We start from the raw sequence: 19,511 nt of genomic DNA on the forward strand, positions 1-19,511 counted from the left end.
GTGGTTATCTTGTGTTCAAGGAACTCATTCGTCTATAAGGAAACCATCTCATGCGCTGGCTTCGTCCATTTGCGGTTACCGCGTTGTGCGCTTCACTGGCAGCCTGTTCCACTTCGCCCACCGGGCGCTCGCAATTACTGCTGCTCTCAGATGATCAGCTCAACGAAATGGGTCAACAGGCATTTGCCCAGTATCAGCAGGATGTCCCCATTGCTGACCAGGCCAGCCTTCGCTATGTGCAATGCATCACCGATGCGATTGTTGAAGTGCTTCCCGGCGAGCAGCGCAATCTGGATTGGCAGGTGCGTGTCTTCAAGGCCGAGCAGCCCAACGCCTTTGCCCTGCCCGGCGGTTACATGGGTGTAAACACCGGCATGCTGAATATCGCCACCACCCAGGACCAGCTGGCCGCCGTTGTCGGCCATGAAATTGGCCACGTGCTTGCCCGCCACGCCAACGAGCGTGCCTCAACCCAGAATGCCACCTCCCTTGGGCTATCGGTGATTTCCAGTGCGTCAGGCATGCAAACCCCGGGCGGACAGCAGCTGATGGGCGTACTGGGCCTCGGCGCTCAATACGGCATTGCCTTGCCCTTCTCACGCCGTCATGAAAGTGAAGCCGATATCATTGGCCTGGATCTCATGGCCCAGGCAGGTTTTGACCCCCGCCAAAGCGTAACGCTTTGGGAAAATATGCAGGCAGCCTCTGGGGGCGGCGCCCCGCCCGCCTGGATGTCGACCCACCCCAACCAGGGCCAGCGTATTCAGGGCCTTCAGGCCAATATGGATGGCGCGCTCGCCACCTATGAGCAGGCACGCAGCAGCGGGCGTACGCCTAACTGTCAGCGTCCCTGAGGTACCGACTTTAGTCGGCTGGCGATAAAACCAGCCAAAAGGGCCGAGCGATCTCGGCCCTTTTGGTTTCCAGCTCGGTTAGCCAGCGTTCAGCATCCGGCGCAGCGTCTGGCGCACGTGGGTGGTGTCAGGACGCACGTTGCGCCATAAAAAGAACGCTTCAGCGGCCTGCTCAACCAGCATTCCCAACCCGTCCAGCCGTTGGGCGCCGTGGGTGCCGGCCCATTTCAGAAACACCGTCTCTTCCGCACCGTACATCATGTCGTAGGCCCAGGCGCCGTCGGCAAACAAGTTGTCGGGTAGCGGCGGTAGATCGCCGTTAAGGCTTGCGCTGCTACCGTTGATTACCACATCAAATGGACCTTTAGCCGCTTTGAAGCCCCCACTGTACAGCTCACCGAGGTCGCAGAAATCCTCTGCCAGCTGCTGGGCTTTTTCAGGGGTGCGGTTGACCACCATCACCTCGCCTGGCTGCTCAGCGAGCAGCGGCTCCAGGATACCCTGCACGGCCCCGCCGGCGCCCACTACCAGCACGCGTTTGCCCGCCAGCGTAACGCGGTGATATTTCAGATCACGTATCAGACCAACGCCATCCGTGTTATCGCCATAAGTAAGTCCGTTGCCCCCCACCGTTAAGGTATTGACCGCTTTGGCACGCTGGGCGCGTTTGCTCAGGGTGTCGCATAACGCATACGCCTCGCCTTTAAAGGGTACGGTAACATTGGCTCCCCGCCCGCCCTTCTCGACAAAAGTGCGCCAGGCGTCGGCGAAGCCGTCGGGAGGCGCCTGCTTCGCCGTATATTCGATTATTTGCTGCGTCTGCTGAGCAAATTCGGCGTGGATCAGCGGCGACTTTGAGTGCTCAATCGGGTTGCCAAATACGCAGTAAAGGTCACTCATTAGCGCGTTCCTATGCGGTGTTTACGTTACCCTACGTTGCTACGCAGCCGAGCAGGTAGCATCACTCGATGCGCAGCCAGTCGCGGGCTACCAGATAATCATTCAGCCGAGCTTCAGGGCTATCAGGTGCTGGCGTATAGGCATACTCCCAGCGTGCCAAGGGCGGCATCGACATTAGAATCGACTCCGTGCGGCCACCACTTTGCAGGCCAAATAGCGTACCCCGGTCCCATACCAGGTTGAACTCAACGTAGCGACCGCGCCGGTAGAGCTGAAACTCGCGCTCGCGCTCGCCCCAGGCGTCCAGCTTACGACGCTCGACAACGGGCAGATAGGCGCCCAAGAAGCTGTCGCCCACTGCACGCTGAAAGGCGAAGCACTCCTCGAAACTGCCGGCATTCAGGTCATCAAAGAAAAGCCCGCCGACACCGCGCGTTTCATTGCGATGCTTCAAGTAAAAGTACTCGTCACACCAGGCTTTGTAGCGGGGGTATACATCCTCGCCAAAGGGGTCACAGGCGGCCTTGGCAACCTGATGCCAGTGCACGACATCCTCCAGAACGGGATAGTAAGGCGTTAAATCGAAGCCGCCACCAAACCACCAAACGGGCGTTTCGCCCTCTTTTTCCGCGATAAAGAAGCGTACGTTGCCGTGGCTGGTGGGGATATGCGGATTTTCCGGATGCAGTACCCAGGAGACGCCCACAGCGTGAAAGCTGCGTCCGGCGAGTTCCGGGCGGGTCGCCGTTGCCGACGGCGGCAGTTGCTCGCCGTATACATGAGAGAAGTTGACTCCGCCCTTTTCAAACACGCCGCCGTTTTCGATCACCCGGGAGCGCCCGCCGCCGCCTTCTTCACGCTGCCAGCTGTCTTCTTTAAACGTTGCCGTGCCGTCAGCCGCCGCTAAGCCTTCGCATAGCCGATCTTGAAGGCCGAGCAGGTAATGTTTGACGCTGTCTAAATGCTCGTGGGCCACGGTGTCTCCAATAGTGTGCTTAGGGGTTAGTGACAATGGTAAGGCGTAAGACTTGAGGGGTGAAGGACGAAACGGCAAAAGGTAGCAAGCCCCTAAGCGCTACGGCCGCGCCTGGAAGCGCACGAGCGCCCGGCGGTAGGCGCCGCTTCGCACCGCGCGGCTGATCATGGGCATGGCGCTTTTGATCCCAGCCCGCACCAGCTGGCGCTGAAGCCGAGGCATATCCAATTCAAGTTGGTTTGCGGCCCATTCGGGAAGCAGGTCGATACCCGCACGCATGAAAAGAGCGCCGGCCGGGCGAAAGATTAGATGGCGCGGCGGGGCGTTTAGCAATACTTGTACGACTTCCTGGGTGCGCTCGTCGCAGATGAGTTCGCGCCGCTTGGTGTCGAGATACGCCTCGACGGCGGCGCAACTGTCAGGCACGTTGCGCGCTCCCAACGCCTCGGCGATACAGGCGGTCTCGAAAAAGTAACGGTCCTGGCTCTCGCGCTCAAGGTGAGGATTACGATAACGCAGGTGTGCGGCCATGAAGCGGCTCATCTCCGCCACATGCACCCAGGTGAGAAGGTCAGGATCGTCGGCCGAGTAAGGGCGGCCGTCGGCGGCGTGGCCGCGTACGTTGGCGTGCACCCGGCGCACCCGAGCGATCGCCTCTTCGGCCTGCGCGAAGGTGCCGAAGCTGGTGGTGGCGATGAAATCACTGGTGCGTCTTAGCCGCCCGACCATATCGTGGCGAAAGCTTGAGTGATCCCATACACCGGCCAGCGCCAGCGGATGCAGCATCTGCAAGAGCAGTGCGCTGATACCGCCGCACATCATGGGGGTGAAGTCGCCATGAATGTTGCGTACCAGGCCATCCAGAGGAAAGGGGCCAGGATTTTGCGCGGCGCGCGCCTCACCCAGGCGCGACGCCATGGCGTCATACAAGAAAGTGATCACGGCTATGCGCGCAGCACCTGGCCCGTGGCAAGATCGCGTATGGTGCTGGGTCGTGGGTTGCCTCCCAGCTCACCGGCCACAATCGCGGCGACCTCCTGGCCAAAGATGCTGACAATTTCGTCACTACTCATGGCCGGTGGCTCTCCGGCGCGATTGGCCGAGGTAGAGACTAACGGGCCGCCAAACGCCTCGCACAGCGCCTTCATTAGCGGGTGGTCGGTCACCCGCAGCGCTACGCGCTGGTGAGCCCCGCGTACCAGCGCGTGGCTGCGGCCGTTATCCGGCACCAGCCATGTATTGGGGCCAGGCCAGCTAGACGCCAGTGGGGCATGCAGGGCCAAGGGAAGCTGATTTAACCAGGGCTGGAACTGCTGGATACTCGCAGCCACCAGAATAACGCCCTTGGCCGGGTCGCGCTCTTTCATGCGCATTAATCGGGTAAGCGCTTCGTCATTATCCGGGTCGCAGCTAAGCCCCCAGACGGCTTCGGTGGGGCAGGCAATCACACCACCTGCGTGCAGCGCATTAATGGCAGTATCGAGGTCGGTAGCCGGTTTCATGGCAACTCCTGCTCTACTCAAGGCAACGGGCAATAAAAAGAGTTTTCCGCATCCTATCACGGCCTGGGCAAGCGCACCCAGCCACCCGCCTGCTGGGCTACCCAACCATCAAGCTCCAGCATGAGCAGCCGCTGCTGGCAGCCGCTGACGCTTTCACCGGTCGCCTGCACCAGCACATCAAGGGGCGTAGGCGTTGCTGATAAGTCACGTAACAGTGTATCAGGCAGTGTTTCGCACTCATCAGCCTCAGCGACTGGGACTTGCGGCTCAACGGTAGGCGGCGGCAAAAACGTGCTTGCCCACTGCTGTAGCTCTTCAAGCATGTCGTCAACGTGACGCACCAGTGTTGCCCCGTTACGCAGCAGGTGCAGGCAGCCCTGTGCCTGTACGTTATGCAGCGACCCCGGCAGGGCAAATAGCTCCTTGCCCTGCTCCAGTGCCAGACGTGCGCTGACCAGCGAGCCGCTTTTCTCTGTCGCCTCCACCACCAGCGTGCCTAGAGAAAGCCCGGTCACGATGCGATTGCGCCGTGGAAAGAAGGCAGGCCGGGCCACCGTACCCGGCGGGTGTTCTGAAAGCAGCAGCCCGCCGGGTGCCTGGCCCAATTGTTCGTGAAGATCACGGTGCCGGGCGGGGTAGATAACATCAACGCCACAGCCCAGCACGGCAATGCTGCTCCCGCCGGCGCTTAACGCAGCGCGCTGGGCGATACCATCAACCCCAAGTGCCATCCCGCTAACCACGCACCACCCGCGGCGCGCCAACTCGCGGGCAAACCCTTGCGCATTAGCGCTCCCTTCCGAGGTCGGCTTGCGGGTTCCCACCATGGCAAGCTTTGGGCCTTCAAGCGCACTTAAATCACCTTGCGCCCAGAGTACGGCGGGCGGGTCATCTATTTCATCCAACAGGGCCGGCCAGGCGGGGTGATGACGATGCAGAATATGCCGACCGGGGCTGCTTTGCTGCCAGGTGAGAGACGCCTCGACCTGTTGCTGTAGCGGACTGCGCTCAGGATGCTCAAGCCATAGCCTTAACGCGCTGGCAGCATTACTGGGCAATGCCGCCAGCCAGCCTTCCGGCCAGCGCGGCCTGCGGGCCACCAGTTGATGTATGCGCAGCGCTCCCATCCCAGGCAAGGCATTGACTGCCAGCCACTCCCTGGTCTCCATCGGCTCTCCTTACAGTGCATTGCACGAATAAAGGTTCATTGATCAATTCGGGTCAACTACCCAGTCGCCCACTTTCAGCACGTTGGATGCCTGCATCACCAGCGCATAGCTGATCCGCTGGTAGGGCTTGATAATCATCACCTGCCCTGCTGGCGTGGCGGGTAATTGAACTGACGCTTGGGTGCGCGGGTCGTCGATCAGCGCGCCTTGCTGGTTAACCTGAAGGATATGTCCAGGCTCCAAGCCATCCTGAGTGCCCACATCCAGAGCAACCATTTGCAAACGACCAACGAACCGCAAACCACCTGGCACGGCAACAATACGCCCACGGATATCATCCAAAGGCGGGTGCGGCTGAAATGCCGGGCGAGCACCGTCATACTCAAGGGGCAAGATCAGGTCATTGCTACGCACCTCCTGGCTGGCCTTGAGTACGTGTAACTGCGCAATATCACCGTCACTTTGCAGATGCTGCGCTTCTCCCACCTTGAGCAACTCACGCCCTAGCAGCCTGCCGTCATCAGCGCGGTAAGGCTCCCCTGGGCGATAGATCCCAAGCGCCACGTTATGGGGCACCTGGCCTCGCGCATAGAGCGTATCCCCTGCGGCACTCATCAGACGCTGCTGATTTCCAGCCAGTACGTAAGCAAGTTCTGGCAGATTATCGCCTTCCTCCAACACGCGGTGCGCGCGCAAGAAAGCATCCAGGCTTGCAAGAGGTAACGCGAAGTCGGCAAAGCGTTCCTCCTGCCCCGCCTCATCCAGCGCTATTGTGCTTATTTGCGGAGAGAGCTTGACGACCTGCTGATGTTCATTACCTGGCGTTTGACCGCTGAATAGCAGCAGTAAACCGAGCCCTAACGCGTATAACGCCATCTTGGGGGCTGCCCTTTTCATGTAAGCTGCCTTGGGTGGTGTCGACATTTTACGCTCTCTTAAAAGGCTGGTTAAAAGCTGGCCTATGCAAGCCGACGGCGCGCTTTTTGCTGCCTGTCAGGCCGTGTGGCAATGCCCAGGAGCGCTGCCAGCGTGGTATAGTAATCATCAAGAAAGTACCAGGCCGCGGCTAGCCGGCCTGATTATCTAAGATTCTGCATAACGGTGATTGTAATCCCATGGCCAAACTACCTATTCTCGAATTTCCCGACGAGCGCCTGCGCACCAAGGCGGTACCGGTAGAAACCGTCGACGATGAAGTTCGCCAGCTTGTCGACGATATGCTGGAAACCATGTACGACGCCCGCGGTATCGGTCTTGCAGCCACGCAGATTGACGTGCATCGGCGTGTTGTCGTGATGGACGTCAGCGAAGATAACTCGCAGCCGCTGGTGCTTATCAACCCTCGTTACACACCCATTGGCGAAGACAAAGAGCCGCTTTCAGAAGGCTGTCTGTCAATTCCTGAGTACTACGCCGAAGTGCCGCGCTATCTCAAGGTCAAGCTCAACGCCCTTGACCGTAATGGAGAAGCTTACGAGCTTGAGGCCGATGGCCTGCTGGCGCATTGTATTCAACACGAGTACGACCACCTTGAAGGCGTACTGTTTGTTGACTACCTCTCACCGCTCAAGCGCGATCGCGTCATGAAAAAAATGCAAAAACGCCATAAGCTGATGCAGGACGATGCATAACGGTTAAACGGTTTTACCACAGTTTACTTCGGTTTTGGTAGCTGGCGTTCAAAAAGCGTGGTGTAAAACGTGTCAGGCCGAGGAGCCCGGTAATCACAACAGCTGTTGTCTACCTTCGCTTCTCGGCCTTTATCGTGAGCGTAGGGCTTTATTTCTTTTCTTGTTATTAGGTATCTATTTACATGTCACAGTTGCGCGTTGTTTTTGCGGGCACGCCCGATTTTGCCGCCTCAAGTCTTGCCGCCCTGCTGGAGAGCAAGCACAAGGTGGTCGCGGTTTATACCCAGCCCGACCGTCCGGCGGGTCGTGGTCGCAAACTCACGCCTAGCCCTGTTAAAAAGCTGGCCCTTGAGCAGAACTTGCCGGTCTATCAACCGCAAACGCTAAAAGATACCGACGCTCAGGCCGAACTTGCAGCGCTGGATGCCGATATCATGGTGGTGGTCGCCTATGGCTTGCTGCTGCCTCAGGCCGTGCTGGATACGCCACGGCTGGGCTGCATCAATGTGCACGCCTCACTATTGCCACGCTGGCGCGGCGCCGCCCCGATTCAGCGCGCTATTGAAGCGGGGGATCAAGCTTCGGGCGTGACGATCATGCAGATGGATGCGGGGCTTGATACCGGCGCCATGTTGCACGAAGTCCGAACCCCCATTACCGAGCGCACCACCGGCGGTGACCTTCACGACCGTCTGGCCATTCAAGGCGCCACTGCGCTGATCAACGTGCTGGATGAACTGGCTCAGGGAACAGCAAGCGCCACACCTCAGCCCGAGGAAGGTGTTACCTACGCCACCAAGCTGAGCAAGGCCGAGGCCGAACTTGATTTCACCCAACCCGCCCAGGCGCTGGCACGCAAAATTCGCGCCTTTAATCCTTGGCCGGTCGCGTGGTGTCAGCTAGGTGACGACCGTTTGCGCCTGCTTATGGCAAACGCTGAACCAGGCGAACATGCCCCTTCGCTACCCGGCATGCTTCTGAAGCATGGCGAAGACCACCTGCGCATTGCCTGTGGTGAGGAAGGCCGCGAGGTGTTGTGTATAACCACCGCTCAACTGCCGGGCGGCAAGGCCATGGCGGTCCGCGATTTGCTCAATGCCCGCCACGCTCGCTTGACTACTGGCACGCGCCTTGGTCAATCAGAAACCCAGCAAGGAGATTTCTTATGAGCCAGAAACGCCCCGCGCAGAACGGCCGCGCCTCAGGCAACAGCGGCCAGGACGTTCGTGCCGCCGCTGCCCGTGCCTTGGCGCCGGTTATTGCCCAGCAGGGTTCTCTTGCCAACCTGGATGAGCATAGCGTGGTGGCCCGTGACCGGAGCCTGTTAAAAGAGCTCTGCTTTGGCACCTGCCGTCAGTTGCCACGTCTGGAAGCCCTGGCGAATACCCTCTTAAAGCAACCCTTTAAAAAACGTGACAGCGATATCCACGCCCTGCTGCTGGTGGGTATTTATCAGCTTTTGTATATGCGCATTCCCGCCCATGCGGCGGTAGGTGAAACCGCAGGTGCTGCGCGTTTGCTGGGCAAGGAGTGGGCGACACGCGTGCTCAACGGCTGCCTGCGCCGCTTGCAGCGCGAGTCCGAGGAACTCCAGGCCACTGTTGATAAAGATGAAAGCGTGGCGCTAGCCCACCCCCGCTGGCTGCTGGATACTCTACGCAACGCCTGGCCCGAGCAGTGGCGTACGATTGTTGACGCCAACAATCAGCCTGGCCCTATGACGCTGCGTGTTAATCAGCACTACAACGACCGCGAAGCCTATCTGGAGCGGTTGGTTGAACAGGGCCTCAGCGGCGAGCTATGCGCTCACGCGCCTGACGGTATTACGCTTAACGTGCCGTGCGATGTGACCTCGTTACCCGGATTTGCCGAGGGTCACGTCAGCGTACAGGATGAGGCGGCTCAGCTTTGTGCAGCGCTACTTGGTCCGGTGCTGGCGCCACGGCATGGCGCACAGGTTCTGGATGCGTGCAGCGCCCCCGGTGGCAAGACCGCTCACCTTCTTGAGCAGTTCGATATCGCCCTGACAGCCCTGGATAGCGATAACCAGCGTCTTTCGCGGGTAGAGGATACGCTCAGCCGTTTGGGCTTGACGGCTAATCTCCAGCACGCCGATGCCACCCAGCGCGACTGGTGGAACGGCACGCCGTTTGAAGCTATTCTGCTGGATGCCCCCTGCTCGGGCACAGGTGTTATCCGGCGCCATCCGGATATCAAGACACTGCGCCGCAAGGAAGATATTCGCAAGCTGGCCAAGCTCCAGCAGCAGATGCTGGATAACCTGTGGCCGATGTTGCGTGAAGGCGGCACACTGTTATACGCCACCTGCTCGGTACTGCCGGAGGAAAACGCCAAGCAAATCGAGGCGTTTCTGGCCCGCACGCCGGATGCCAACGTCACCACGCCGGATGACGTGGCCTGGGGAACCCCGAGCGGCCACGGCCGACAGCTGTTTCCCGAGGCGGGGCGTCACGATGGCTTTTTTTATGCCAGACTAGAGAAGCGTACTGCCTAGGTTTATCTAATGCCCAGGCAGTGAATTCATGACTAAGGATGGAGATACCATGACTCATCACACCTACAAGCACGTAGAAATCACCGGCTCTTCCGAGAAAGGTATCGAGGAAGCCGTGCAGAACGCACTCGCCAAGGCATCAGAAACCCTTCAGCACATGCGCTGGCTGGAAGTTACCGACACCCGCGGTCATATTGAAGATGGCCGAGTGGCTCACTGGCAGGTCACTGTAAAAGTCGGTTTCACGTTGGAATAATCCTCACCTGCTTTTCAACGGCGGCTGGTTTACACTGGCCGCCGTCTTTATTGCAGCGCACTACGTAGCCCTTACGTTTATCCTGCGCTGGCGCTTTTAATGGAACCGATGCTCAGTAATGAAAATCATCATTCTCGGCGCCGGCCAGGTCGGCGGCACCCTGGCGGAGCACCTCGCCCGCGAGGAGAACGACATCACCGTCGTGGATACCGATGCCAACAAGCTGCGCGAGCTGCATACCAAGCTCGATATCCGCACCGTTACCGGCCCAGGTTCCTACCCCATCGTGCTGCGTCAGGCGGGCTGTGAAGACGCCGACATGCTGATCGCGGTGACCAATACCGACGAAGTCAACATGATCGCCTGTCAGGTCGCCCATACCCTGTTTCGTACGCCCACCAAGATTGCCCGGGTACGCGCCACGCCGTACCTGACCCGTAAAGGGCTGTTTGCCCACGAAGCCATTCCCATTGATGTATTGATCAGCCCCGAGCAGGTGGTCACCGATCACGTACGCCGTCTGATCGAACACCCTGGCGCCCTGCAGGTACTGGATTTTGCCGGGGGGCTCGTTCAGCTGGTGGCGGTGAAAGCCGTGTTTGGCGGGCCGCTGGTGGGCCAGGACCTGGCCTTTCTGCGCCGCCATATGCCCAACGTGGACACCCGCGTGGCGGCCATCTACCGGCGCAACCGGCCGATTATCCCGCGCGGCGATACGGTGATCGAAGCCGATGATGAGGTGTTCTTCCTCGCTGCGCGACGCGATATTCGTGCGGTAATGAGCGAGCTTCGACGTGTCGAGCGAGGCTTTCGTCGGGTGGTGATTGCCGGGGGCGGCAATATCGGTGAGCGCCTGGCCGAGCATTTGGAGCATACCCACCAGGTCAAGATCATCGAGCACAACCTGGAACGCTGCACCACGCTATCCGAGCGGCTCGACCGCACCGTGGTGCTCCACGGCAGCGCCACCAGCAAGCGGCTTTTGGAAGAAGAGAACATCGAGGACTGCGATATCTTCTGCGCGCTGACCAACGACGATGAGGTCAACATCATGTCGTCGCTGCTCGCCAAACGCCTCGGCGCCAAGAAGGTGCTGACGCTGATCAACAACGCCGCCTACGTGGACCTGGTGCAGGGCGGTGAGATTGATATCGCGATCTCCCCCCAGCAGGCCACCATCGGCAGCTTGTTAACCCACGTGCGCCGGGGCGATATCGTCAACGTGCACTCGCTGCGCCGGGGGGCGGCCGAGGCCATTGAGGCCATCGCCCATGGCGACAAGCAGTCTTCCAAGGTAGTCGGCCGTACTATTCGCGAGATCAACCTGCCCGAGGGCACCACCATTGGGGCAATCGTGCGCGGCAAGGAGGTCATTATCGCCCACGGGGAAGTCACGGTGGAAAGCGGCGATCACGTGATTCTGTTCGTGATCGACAAGCGCCGCATCCGCGATGTGGAACGCCTGTTCCAAGTCGGTTTGACGTTCTTTTAGGAGCATGCAACAACCATGAGTCTGCGGGTAATCCTACGCATTTTAGGGCTGCTGCTGATGCTGTTCAGCCTGACCATGCTCCCCCCCATGCTGATTTCTTTCTGGTTTCGCGATGGGGTCTGGTATGCCTTCATGATCGGCATTGCCATCTCGGTGCTGACAGGCCTGATCCTCTACCTGCCGAACCGGCGGGCGCGCAAGGAGCTACGCATCCGCGACGGCTTTTTGATTGCCGCCATGTTCTGGACAGTACTGGCCCTGTTCGGTTCGCTGCCCCTGATGCTGTTTGGCGATACTGCGCTGGGTATTACAGATGCGGTGTTCGAGTCATTCTCGGGCCTTACCACCACGGGGGCAACGGTGATCACGGGCATCGATTTTCTGCCCGAATCGATTCGCTACTACCGCCAGCAGCTTCAATGGCTGGGCGGCATGGGAATCGTGGTGCTGGCCGTGGCCATCCTGCCCACGCTTGGGGTAGGCGGCATGGCCCTCTACCGCACCGAAATCCCGGGGCCGCTGAAGGACTCCAAGCTGACCCCCAGGATTACCGAAACGGCCAAAGCGCTGTGGTATATCTACGCCACGCTAACCATCGCCTGCATGGTGGCCTACATGCTCGCGGGCATGAACTGGTTTGATGCACTCGGGCACAGCTTTTCCACCGTAGCGATTGGCGGCTTTTCTACCCACGATGCCAGTATCGGCTACTTTAACAGCCCCTCTATCGAGCTGATCTGTGTGGGTTTTATGCTGATTTCAGCGTTCAGCTTCAGCCTGCATTTCATGGCCTGGCGTGAAAAGCGGCTGCTGCACTACTTCCAGGATCCGGAAGCCCGCTTTTTGATGCTGTTTCTGGCGGGGCTGGTCACCATTACCGTGCTTACCCTGTGGTTGACGCAAACCTACGACACGATGAGCGGCTTGCGCTACGGCCTCTTCGAGGTGGTATCGGTGGCCACCACGGCGGGCTTCTCAGTAGCTGACTTTTCGGCCTGGCCTGGCGCGCTGCCTTTCTTACTGTTTATTGCCGCCTTTGTGGGCGGGTGTTCGGGGTCAACTGCGGGAGGCATGAAAGTGATCCGCATCATCCTGATCGTTAAACAGGGCATGCGCGAAGTCATGCGCCTGATTCACCCCAATGCGGTGATTGCAGTCAAGGTCGGCAAGATGAGCGTCCCCGACAGCATCGCCCAGGCCGTTTGGGGTTTTTTCTCCGCCTACGTCATGCTGTTTTTCTTGATGATGGTAGGCGTAATGGCCACAGGCGTTGACCAGATTACCGCCTGGTCGACGGTGGGTTCAGCGCTTAATAACCTTGGCCCTGCCTTGGGGGAAGCCAGCAGCCACTACGGCGAACTGCCAAGCCTTGCCAAATGGATATTAGTGCTTGCGATGTTGATGGGCCGCCTGGAAATTTTCACGGTGCTCGTTCTGTTTACGCCGGCTTTCTGGCGACGCTAGCCCGTATGACACCGCATTACTATTTGAGTTGAGAAACCATGAATCAAGACAATATCACCCCGCTGACAACGGCACCTGATGCTATACCAGCGACCAGCGGGCCGCTGAAAGCAGTCAGCGTTGGCGACACCACTTACACGCTGCTGGGCACCGCGCACGTATCGGCGCAAAGTGCCGACGATGTGCGCAGGCTGGCCGATAGCGGGCAGTTCGATGCTATCGCCATTGAGCTATGCGACGCCCGCCATCACAGCATGAACAACCCCGACGCCATGGGCGAGCAGGATCTGTTCCAGGTCTTCAAGCAAGGCAAGGCAGGTATGGTGGCGGCAAGCCTGGCGCTGGGCGCCTTCCAGCAGCGCATCGCCGAGCAGTCCGGCATCGAGCCAGGCGCGGAAATGCGCGCCGCCCTTGAAGAGTGCCGCACGCGCAACCTGCCGCTGCTGCTGGTAGACCGCGACGTGGGCGTGACCTTGAAACGCATCTACCGCAATGTGCCCTGGTGGCAGCGCTTTTCGCTCTTTTCCGGACTGATCGGCAGCGTGTTGTCGCGTCAGGATGTTTCCAAGGAAGAGATCGAAAAGCTCAAGGAAGGCGACATGCTGGAAGCCACCTTTAGCGAGTTTGCCGCCGAATCCGAGGCGCTGTATACCCCGCTGATTCGCGAGCGCGACCGCTATATGGCGCTGCGTCTGGCCGAACAGGCCCCGCCTGGGCGCTATAAAAACGTGCTGGTGGTGTTGGGTGCCGGGCATTTGAAAGGTACGGTTGAACACCTGGAAGCCCCATTTCCCGAAAACCCCACGATTGAGCGCGAAGCGCTGGAAGCCACACCGCCACCCTCCAAACTCTGGAAAGCCCTGCCCTGGCTGATTACCATCCTGGTGATTACCGGCTTTGCGATTGGCTTCTCCCGCAATACGGATCTCGGCTGGCAGCTAGTGCTGGAATGGTTCCTGATCAATGGCATTCTATCCGGCGGGGCGACCATTATCGCTCTCGCCCACCCGGTAACGGTGATTGCCACCTTCTTTGCCGCACCGCTTACCTCGCTGAACCCCACCATTGGCGCCGGGTTTGTCGCCGCCGGGGTTGAGCTTTATATGCGCAAACCCAAGGTGCGCGACTTCTCTTCGCTGCGTAAAGATGTCACTCACCTTAAAGGGTGGTGGCAAAACCGCGTGTCGCGCACCCTGCTGGTGTTCATACTCGCCACGCTCGGTTCGGCGGTGGGCACTTGGGTGGCCGGTTTCAGAATTGCCGGAGCCCTGTTTGGTGGCACAGCCGCGTGAGCACGCTCAAGCGCGCGCCCTGGCAGGCGGATGCCCTGCTACTGCTGGTCACCATAGTGGCAGCGGGCGGGTGGATCTTTTCAAAAGAAGCGCTCGCCGGCATGCCGCCGCTACTGTTTATCGGTACGCGCTTCTTGCTGGCAGGCTTGATCCTGCTGGGCTTTGCCTGGCCGACGTTAAGCCGCATGCCCGCGCGGCGCATTCGGCGCGGTTTCTTTGTCGGCCTGCTGTTTAGTGTGGCTATCGGCTTCTGGATTCTGGGGCTGCAAACATCCAGCCACTTGGGCGAAAGCGCTTTTATCAACAGTCTGGGCATCCTGCTGGTGCCTATCGTTGCCAAGCTTCTGTTTGGCGACCGGCCGCCGCGCTCAACCTGGATCGCCCTGCCCGTGGCACTGGCAGGCTTTGGGCTACTCTCGCTTAACGCAGGTTTTAATGTAGAAAAAAGCCAGCTGTTAATGGTATGTGCCGCGCTCTGCTTTGCTCTGTTGATCAACGTCAACACCCGCGTGGTGCGTAACGTACCCGCGCTTTCGCTGACCACGCTCCAGCTATTGGGGGTGGGGGGCGTATTAACGCTTACCTCACTTATTTTCGAGCGCCAGCCCGTGGCGCTGGATACCTCTATTCTGGGCTGGTTTATAGCAAGCGTATTGCTTTCGAGCTCGCTGCGCTTTTTTCTGCAGATCAAGGCCCAAGGCATGACCACCCCGAGCCATGCCTCGGTCATCTTGATGCTGGAAGCAGTATGGACAGCGCTCTTTGCCGCCCTGTGGTTTGGCGAAACCATGGCGCCACTGCAACTGCTTGGCTGTGGGCTGATCTTTACCGCCCTGCTGATCAACCGCTGGTACTGGGTGCGCAAATTACTCCTGCGTTGGCTACCGAGTACAGCCCGCTAGCCATCCTGCGCGATTGATCCGCTTAATCGGCCTGGCGTGCCAGCAGACGCGTCATGGCCTCGGTGGGTTCGGCAATTTTCTTGTAGAACCGGCTGGCAGCGTAACTGTCGTTAAACACATCAAAGTAGTCATCCAGCACCGCCGCCGCGTTGTCGTCGCCACCCTGGCGAAGCAGCTCAATCGCTACTTCCGCCGTGCATAAATGCGCTTTTGAAGCGGGCTTGCGTAGCCGGTAGCGGGTTTCTCGCTCGGTGCGCAAAGGCAGTACTGGCAGCCCATCCAGGTACGCGCTTTTACGAAACATGCGCCGCGCCTGACGCCAGGTGCCATCCAGAATGATAAACACCGGAATGCGAGATTCTCGCTTGGCGCTATGTACCGCATCCATCCCCACCACGCGATCCGCATAGTCGGGCTGGTCATCGGGAAAAATCACAAAGGGCGCATAGCGCGGGTCTGCCAGTAGAGCGGTCAGCTGTGCATCGGGCGCCGTACGGTACCAGGTAAACACCTGGGTCTGCGCCAGCACATCACCAATCAGCCGACCGGTGTTGGTCGGTTTATAGTGCTCCAGCGGGTGCGTCAGCAGCCATACCTGAGCGTGGCTTTCAGCCTTTACCTGATATGGGCACAGGCAGTTCAGTTTGGGTAGATTGCAGCCTTCACAGCGTATTACAAAACTGCCCCGCGCCTTGAACTCACGCCGCGGTGGGCGCGGATGGCCGGTTGCCGGATCACACTCAGGGGAAGTATCAGAGGCAGACATCCGCGCTCCAGAGAGAAGAAAAGGGCGCAGAGTATAAAGCAGGGCACTACGAATGACGAACTCCGCCATGTAAACCAGAAAAACTCTTGAAGTTGACATAGCGCTCTTGGCGCCGATAAAGTCTAGTCAACCTATTAAATCAAAATGGTTTACCGATGACTACAACTGCTGCCCCCCGCCACGACTGGATGCTTACTGACATCAACGCGTTGTTTGCGCTGCCGTTCAATGACCTGCTGTTTCAGGCCCAGCAGGTTCACCGGGCACACTTTGATGCCAATGCCGTGCAGGTATCCACGCTGCTATCGATAAAAACGGGCGCCTGCCCGGAAGACTGCAAGTACTGCCCGCAGTCCGGCCACTACACCACTCAGCTTAAAAAAGAGAAGCTGCTGGAAATCGAAAAGGTCGTGGAACAGGCCAAAGCAGCCAAAGAGGCAGGCGCCAGCCGTTTCTGCATGGGGGCCGCATGGCGAAGCCCGCGAGATAAAGACCTGCTAGCCGTTGAGGAGATGGTGCGTCAGGTAAAAGCGCTGGGGCTTGAAACCTGCATGACCCTGGGCATGGTTAATGGCGAACAGGCCAACCGCCTGGCCAGTGCGGGGCTTGATTACTACAACCACAACCTGGACACCTCACCCGAGTATTACGGCGAGATCACCACCACGCGTACCTACAGCGACCGCCTGGAAACGCTGGCCACCGTACGCGAGGCAGGCATGAAAGTATGCTCAGGCGGGATTCTGGGGATGGGTGAAGGCGCGCAGGACAGAAGCGCTCTGCTGCAACAGCTTGCCCAGCTCAACCCTCACCCCGAATCGGTGCCGATCAATATGCTGGTTAAAGTGCCCGGCACGCCGCTTGAAAACGTAGAGGACCTCGATCCTATCGAATTTATCCGTGCCATTGCAGTGGCCCGTATCATGATGCCACAAAGCCACGTGCGCCTCTCCGCCGGGCGCGAGCAGATGAGCGAATCGACCCAGGCGCTGGCATTTCTGGCAGGCGCCAACTCTATCTTCTACGGCGACAAGCTGCTGACCACCGGCAACCCGCAAGCAGCGCGTGATCGTGCCCTGTTTGCCAAGCTGGGCTTACACCCGGAGACACGCGAAACTTGTGAAAGCGAGCCCGCGCAGAGTGAGCGTCTGGCCCAGCGGGCAGCGCAAAATGCGCGTAACGAACGCATGGCGGATCTAGCAATGGATGCGAGTATTTAAAGCGCTAGATTCTTCTGCTCTATCCACTGGTTGACCAGCGTGGGCACGCCTTCACCGGCGGTGGCATTAATCGCCAGCACGCCGGGTGGGCTTAAGGCATCGGCATCCGGGTCAACCAGTGCGCAGGGCGTGTCGTAGTCGATATACGACAGCAGTGAGGCTGCGGGCATCACCGCGAGCGACGTGCCCACCACCAGCAAAAAATCCGCCTGGGCGGCAATCTCGCAGGCCTCTTCAAACAGCGGTACTGCCTCACCAAACCAGACCACATCAGGGCGCAGCTGGCTGCCTTTATCACACACATCGCCCAGCGCAATATTGCCTTTCAACGGGTAGCGCATGCGTTCATCTACACTGGAGCGCGCATTGAGTATTTCGCCATGCAGGTGAATTACCTGGCTGGAGCCGGCCCGCTCGTGCAAGTCATCGATATTCTGGGTGATGATGGTGACCTTGAAGCCCGCCTGTTCAAGGCTTGCCAACGCTTTGTGCGCTGCATTGGGCTGGGCCTTGCGGATCTGCTCGCGGCGCTGGTTATAAAAGCTTAATACGCGCTCAGGGTTACGTTGCCAGCCTTCTGGGGTCGCGACCTCTTCCACCGGGTGGTCTTCCCATAGCCCGTCGCTTGCGCGAAACGTCTTGATACCGCTTTCGGCGCTAATGCCCGAGCCGGTAAATACCACCAGATGGCACGTTGTCGTCATGGTTACCTCGCTGCTTTACCGCGGTTACTGTTCAGCGTCTACAAAGCGCTGCTCGTTCCCATAAGGGTACACGTCAATGATTCGTCCATCGACAATGGCCTGCTGCAAGCCCTGCCAGTAGCTGACCTCAAACAGCTCCGGGTGAAACGTTTTAAAAAGTCGCAACCGTTCCGGGCTGGCAAACATGAACGGGCCAAACTCCTCGGGAAAGATATCGTGCGGGCCAATGGAGAAGCTTTCATTTCCACCGCTTAGGTAATCGCCACCGCTTGAGACGGGGATGGCGCGAAAATGGCAATCGGTGAGGTAGCACACTTCATCGTAGTCGTAAAAGATCACGCGCCCCTGGCGGGTAACGCCAAAGTTTTTCAGCAGCATATCGCCGGGGAAAATATTGGCCGCCGCCATCTGCTTGATGGCATCGCCGTAGTCCTTGAGCACCGCTAACTGCGCCTCATCATCACACTGCTCCAGGTAAATATTCAGCGGGGTCATCATGCGCTCGGTATAGCAGTGCTTGATGATGACTTTCTCGCCTTTCAGAAAAACCGTAGAGGGCGCAACGTCCAGCAGGTGTGCCAGACACTCGGGGTCGAAATGATCCTTGCGGACCACGAAGTTGGAGAACTCCTGGGTATCGGCCATGCGCCCCACTCGGTCGTGGCGTTTTACCAAGCGGTATTTTTCGCGCACCACGGCGTGAGTTACGTCCTTGGCCGGGTCGAACTTGTCCTTGATGATCTTGAATACCGTGCGAAAACTCGGGAGCACAAACACCGCCATCACCATACCGCGCACGCCCGGGGCAATTACGAACTTATCCTCGCGCTTGGCGACCTGACGATTCAGGGCACGAAAGAACTCGGTTTTGCCATGCTTGAAAAAGCCGATGGCCGCATACAGCTCACCGGCAGGCTTGTGAGGCATCAGCGTTTGCAGGTAATCAACAAACTCACCGGGCACCGGTACGTCTACCTGAAAGTAGGCGCGGGTGAACGAGAAGACAATCGCCACGTCGTCGGGTTCGAGCAACACGGTATCCAGATGCAGCCCGGGATCCGCGCCCGCCTGTTCGTCAAAGCGTTCACTGTGGCGGATAGGCAGTATCAACGGCACGTGCTGGCCGCCACCGCTTATCCGCCCCACCAGATAGGCACCCTTGTTTCGGTAGAAAATGCTGTTGAGCAGCTCAATCTCGGCGCCATGGGCGTGAGCGATGGCGGCTGGCAGATGCTCTGCTAGCCGCGCCGCGCCCAAACGCGTATCGCGGGCCATATCGGCGAAGGGGTTTTCAAGCCCGGCGCCTTCCAGCGCCCGCCGCAAGGCATTTTGCCAGTCGCCCTCTACCTTGTGGCGGCGGCATAGTTCGATTCCCGAACGGTGTGCAGCGTCGGTGCGCGAACTCTCTACAAACATCCAGTCGTTGCGGATGTGGCGATGGTTGAACACAGCGCAAAACAGCGAATTGAAGAACGTCTCGGCCAGTTCGTAATCCAGCCGCTGGCTGATCCGTTCGGCATACTGAGCACGCGCCTCGCGCCATAGGTCGCAGTGGGCCAGTGTGTCTTCTGAAAACGCCTGTTTGAGGCTCGCCAGCCCCTCTTGGACTTTCTGCTGATAGAGGTTGATGCGATCAACCGAGGCCTGCTGCCCCTCATGCCAGGCGCCCTCACGAAATCGCCGGTGGGCGTCTTGGGTAATTGCTTTAAAGCGGGTTCGATACGCTTCAAAACCATGCAGAATAGTGGCGGCCAGGCGGTCGGCAGGCGTGGTTTTCACGGGCGAATCTCTTGGCGTTTTTCCCCAGCCTATACCATGAAAAGCCCCCGGGCCATTGAGCACGGAGGCTTTATCAGAAAGGCGGCCGC

19 protein-coding genes are annotated in these 19,511 nt (G+C 59.1%); 10 read left to right on the forward strand and 9 right to left on the reverse strand.

The features are described from left to right. Positions 1 to 50: 50 nt before the first annotated feature. Complete coding sequence (locus tag ELY25_RS07560) at positions 51 to 854, forward strand: M48 family metallopeptidase (RefSeq protein WP_126950656.1); 804 nt, start codon at positions 51 to 53, stop codon at positions 852 to 854. A gap of 78 nt (positions 855 to 932) precedes the next feature. Here the strand turns inward: ELY25_RS07560 and aroE are convergent, their stop codons facing one another. The 6 genes from aroE to ELY25_RS07590 form a co-directional block, all read right to left on the reverse strand. Next, the gene (aroE, locus tag ELY25_RS07565) at positions 933 to 1,754 is read right to left on the reverse strand and encodes a shikimate dehydrogenase (RefSeq protein WP_126950657.1); all 822 of its coding nucleotides are present in this window, start codon (positions 1,752 to 1,754) and stop codon (positions 933 to 935) included. Positions 1,755 to 1,815: 61 nt separating this feature from the next. Next, positions 1,816 to 2,730 carry an oxygen-dependent coproporphyrinogen oxidase gene (gene hemF / locus ELY25_RS07570; protein WP_126950658.1) on the reverse strand — a complete coding sequence of 305 codons (915 nt, stop codon included), beginning with the start codon at positions 2,728 to 2,730 and terminating at the stop codon, positions 1,816 to 1,818. Positions 2,731 to 2,829: 99 nt separating this feature from the next. Next, positions 2,830 to 3,672: an oxygenase MpaB family protein gene (locus ELY25_RS07575; protein WP_126950659.1), complete on the reverse strand. Its 843-nt coding sequence runs from the start codon at positions 3,670 to 3,672 to the stop codon at positions 2,830 to 2,832. A gap of 2 nt (positions 3,673 to 3,674) precedes the next feature. Then, positions 3,675 to 4,232, reverse strand: a complete 558-nt coding sequence (gene tsaC / locus ELY25_RS07580) for an L-threonylcarbamoyladenylate synthase type 1 TsaC (protein WP_126950660.1) — start codon at positions 4,230 to 4,232, stop codon at positions 3,675 to 3,677. A 56-nt stretch (positions 4,233 to 4,288) separates the two neighbouring features. Next, positions 4,289 to 5,401 carry a DNA-processing protein DprA gene (dprA, locus tag ELY25_RS07585; protein ID WP_126950661.1) on the reverse strand — a complete coding sequence of 371 codons (1,113 nt, stop codon included), beginning with the start codon at positions 5,399 to 5,401 and terminating at the stop codon, positions 4,289 to 4,291. A 42-nt stretch (positions 5,402 to 5,443) separates the two neighbouring features. Further along, positions 5,444 to 6,298 (reverse strand): peptidoglycan-binding protein, encoded by an 855-nt coding sequence (locus ELY25_RS07590; RefSeq protein WP_126950662.1) that lies wholly within the window; start codon positions 6,296 to 6,298, stop codon positions 5,444 to 5,446. Positions 6,299 to 6,516: 218 nt separating this feature from the next. Between ELY25_RS07590 and def the strand changes: the two genes are divergently transcribed. From def to ELY25_RS07630, 8 genes are all read left to right on the forward strand, one after another. After that, positions 6,517 to 7,032, forward strand: a complete 516-nt coding sequence (gene def / locus ELY25_RS07595; RefSeq protein ID WP_126950663.1) for a peptide deformylase — start codon at positions 6,517 to 6,519, stop codon at positions 7,030 to 7,032. 182 nt (positions 7,033 to 7,214) lie between these two features. Beyond that, on the forward strand, positions 7,215 to 8,201 hold the full coding sequence (fmt, locus tag ELY25_RS07600) for a methionyl-tRNA formyltransferase (RefSeq protein WP_126950664.1): 987 nt from the start codon (positions 7,215 to 7,217) through the stop codon (positions 8,199 to 8,201). Continuing rightward, complete coding sequence (gene rsmB / locus ELY25_RS07605) at positions 8,198 to 9,547, forward strand: 16S rRNA (cytosine(967)-C(5))-methyltransferase RsmB (protein ID WP_126950665.1); 1,350 nt, start codon at positions 8,198 to 8,200, stop codon at positions 9,545 to 9,547. Before fmt ends, rsmB begins: the two co-directional genes overlap by 4 nt. 49 nt (positions 9,548 to 9,596) lie before the next feature. After that, positions 9,597 to 9,803: a dodecin gene (locus ELY25_RS07610; protein ID WP_126950666.1), complete on the forward strand. Its 207-nt coding sequence runs from the start codon at positions 9,597 to 9,599 to the stop codon at positions 9,801 to 9,803. Between the two features lie 118 nt (positions 9,804 to 9,921). Further along, the gene (gene trkA, locus ELY25_RS07615) at positions 9,922 to 11,295 is read left to right on the forward strand and encodes a Trk system potassium transporter TrkA (protein WP_126950667.1); all 1,374 of its coding nucleotides are present in this window, start codon (positions 9,922 to 9,924) and stop codon (positions 11,293 to 11,295) included. 15 nt (positions 11,296 to 11,310) lie between these two features. Beyond that, entirely contained in the window at positions 11,311 to 12,759 is a 1,449-nt protein-coding gene (locus ELY25_RS07620) for a TrkH family potassium uptake protein (protein ID WP_126950668.1), read from the forward strand. 38 nt (positions 12,760 to 12,797) lie between these two features. Further along, the gene (locus ELY25_RS07625; protein ID WP_126950669.1) at positions 12,798 to 14,051 is read left to right on the forward strand and encodes a TraB/GumN family protein; all 1,254 of its coding nucleotides are present in this window, start codon (positions 12,798 to 12,800) and stop codon (positions 14,049 to 14,051) included. Further along, complete coding sequence (locus tag ELY25_RS07630; RefSeq protein ID WP_126950670.1) at positions 14,048 to 14,953, forward strand: DMT family transporter; 906 nt, start codon at positions 14,048 to 14,050, stop codon at positions 14,951 to 14,953. The genes ELY25_RS07625 and ELY25_RS07630 overlap by 4 nt, the downstream gene beginning before the upstream one ends. Positions 14,954 to 14,975: 22 nt before the next feature. Here the strand turns inward: ELY25_RS07630 and ELY25_RS07635 are convergent, their stop codons facing one another. Next, positions 14,976 to 15,719, reverse strand: a complete 744-nt coding sequence (locus tag ELY25_RS07635) for a tRNA-uridine aminocarboxypropyltransferase (RefSeq protein WP_126950671.1) — start codon at positions 15,717 to 15,719, stop codon at positions 14,976 to 14,978. A gap of 155 nt (positions 15,720 to 15,874) precedes the next feature. Between ELY25_RS07635 and bioB the strand changes: the two genes are divergently transcribed. Continuing rightward, positions 15,875 to 16,939, forward strand: coding sequence for a biotin synthase BioB (bioB, locus tag ELY25_RS07640; protein WP_126950672.1), 1,065 nt, complete (start codon positions 15,875 to 15,877; stop codon positions 16,937 to 16,939). Here the strand turns inward: bioB and ELY25_RS07645 are convergent. Both ELY25_RS07645 and aceK read right to left on the reverse strand, forming a co-directional pair. Then, positions 16,936 to 17,643 (reverse strand): SIR2 family NAD-dependent protein deacylase, encoded by a 708-nt coding sequence (locus ELY25_RS07645; RefSeq protein ID WP_126950673.1) that lies wholly within the window; start codon positions 17,641 to 17,643, stop codon positions 16,936 to 16,938. The genes bioB and ELY25_RS07645 overlap by 4 nt on opposite strands. A gap of 24 nt (positions 17,644 to 17,667) precedes the next feature. Then, on the reverse strand, positions 17,668 to 19,422 hold the full coding sequence (gene aceK, locus ELY25_RS07650) for a bifunctional isocitrate dehydrogenase kinase/phosphatase (RefSeq protein ID WP_126950674.1): 1,755 nt from the start codon (positions 19,420 to 19,422) through the stop codon (positions 17,668 to 17,670). Between the last annotated feature and the right edge of the window lie 89 nt (positions 19,423 to 19,511).

Origin of the sequence: Vreelandella populi, assembly GCF_003989825.1 — a bacterium.
Taxonomy (GTDB): Bacteria; Pseudomonadota; Gammaproteobacteria; order Pseudomonadales; family Halomonadaceae; genus Vreelandella; species Vreelandella populi.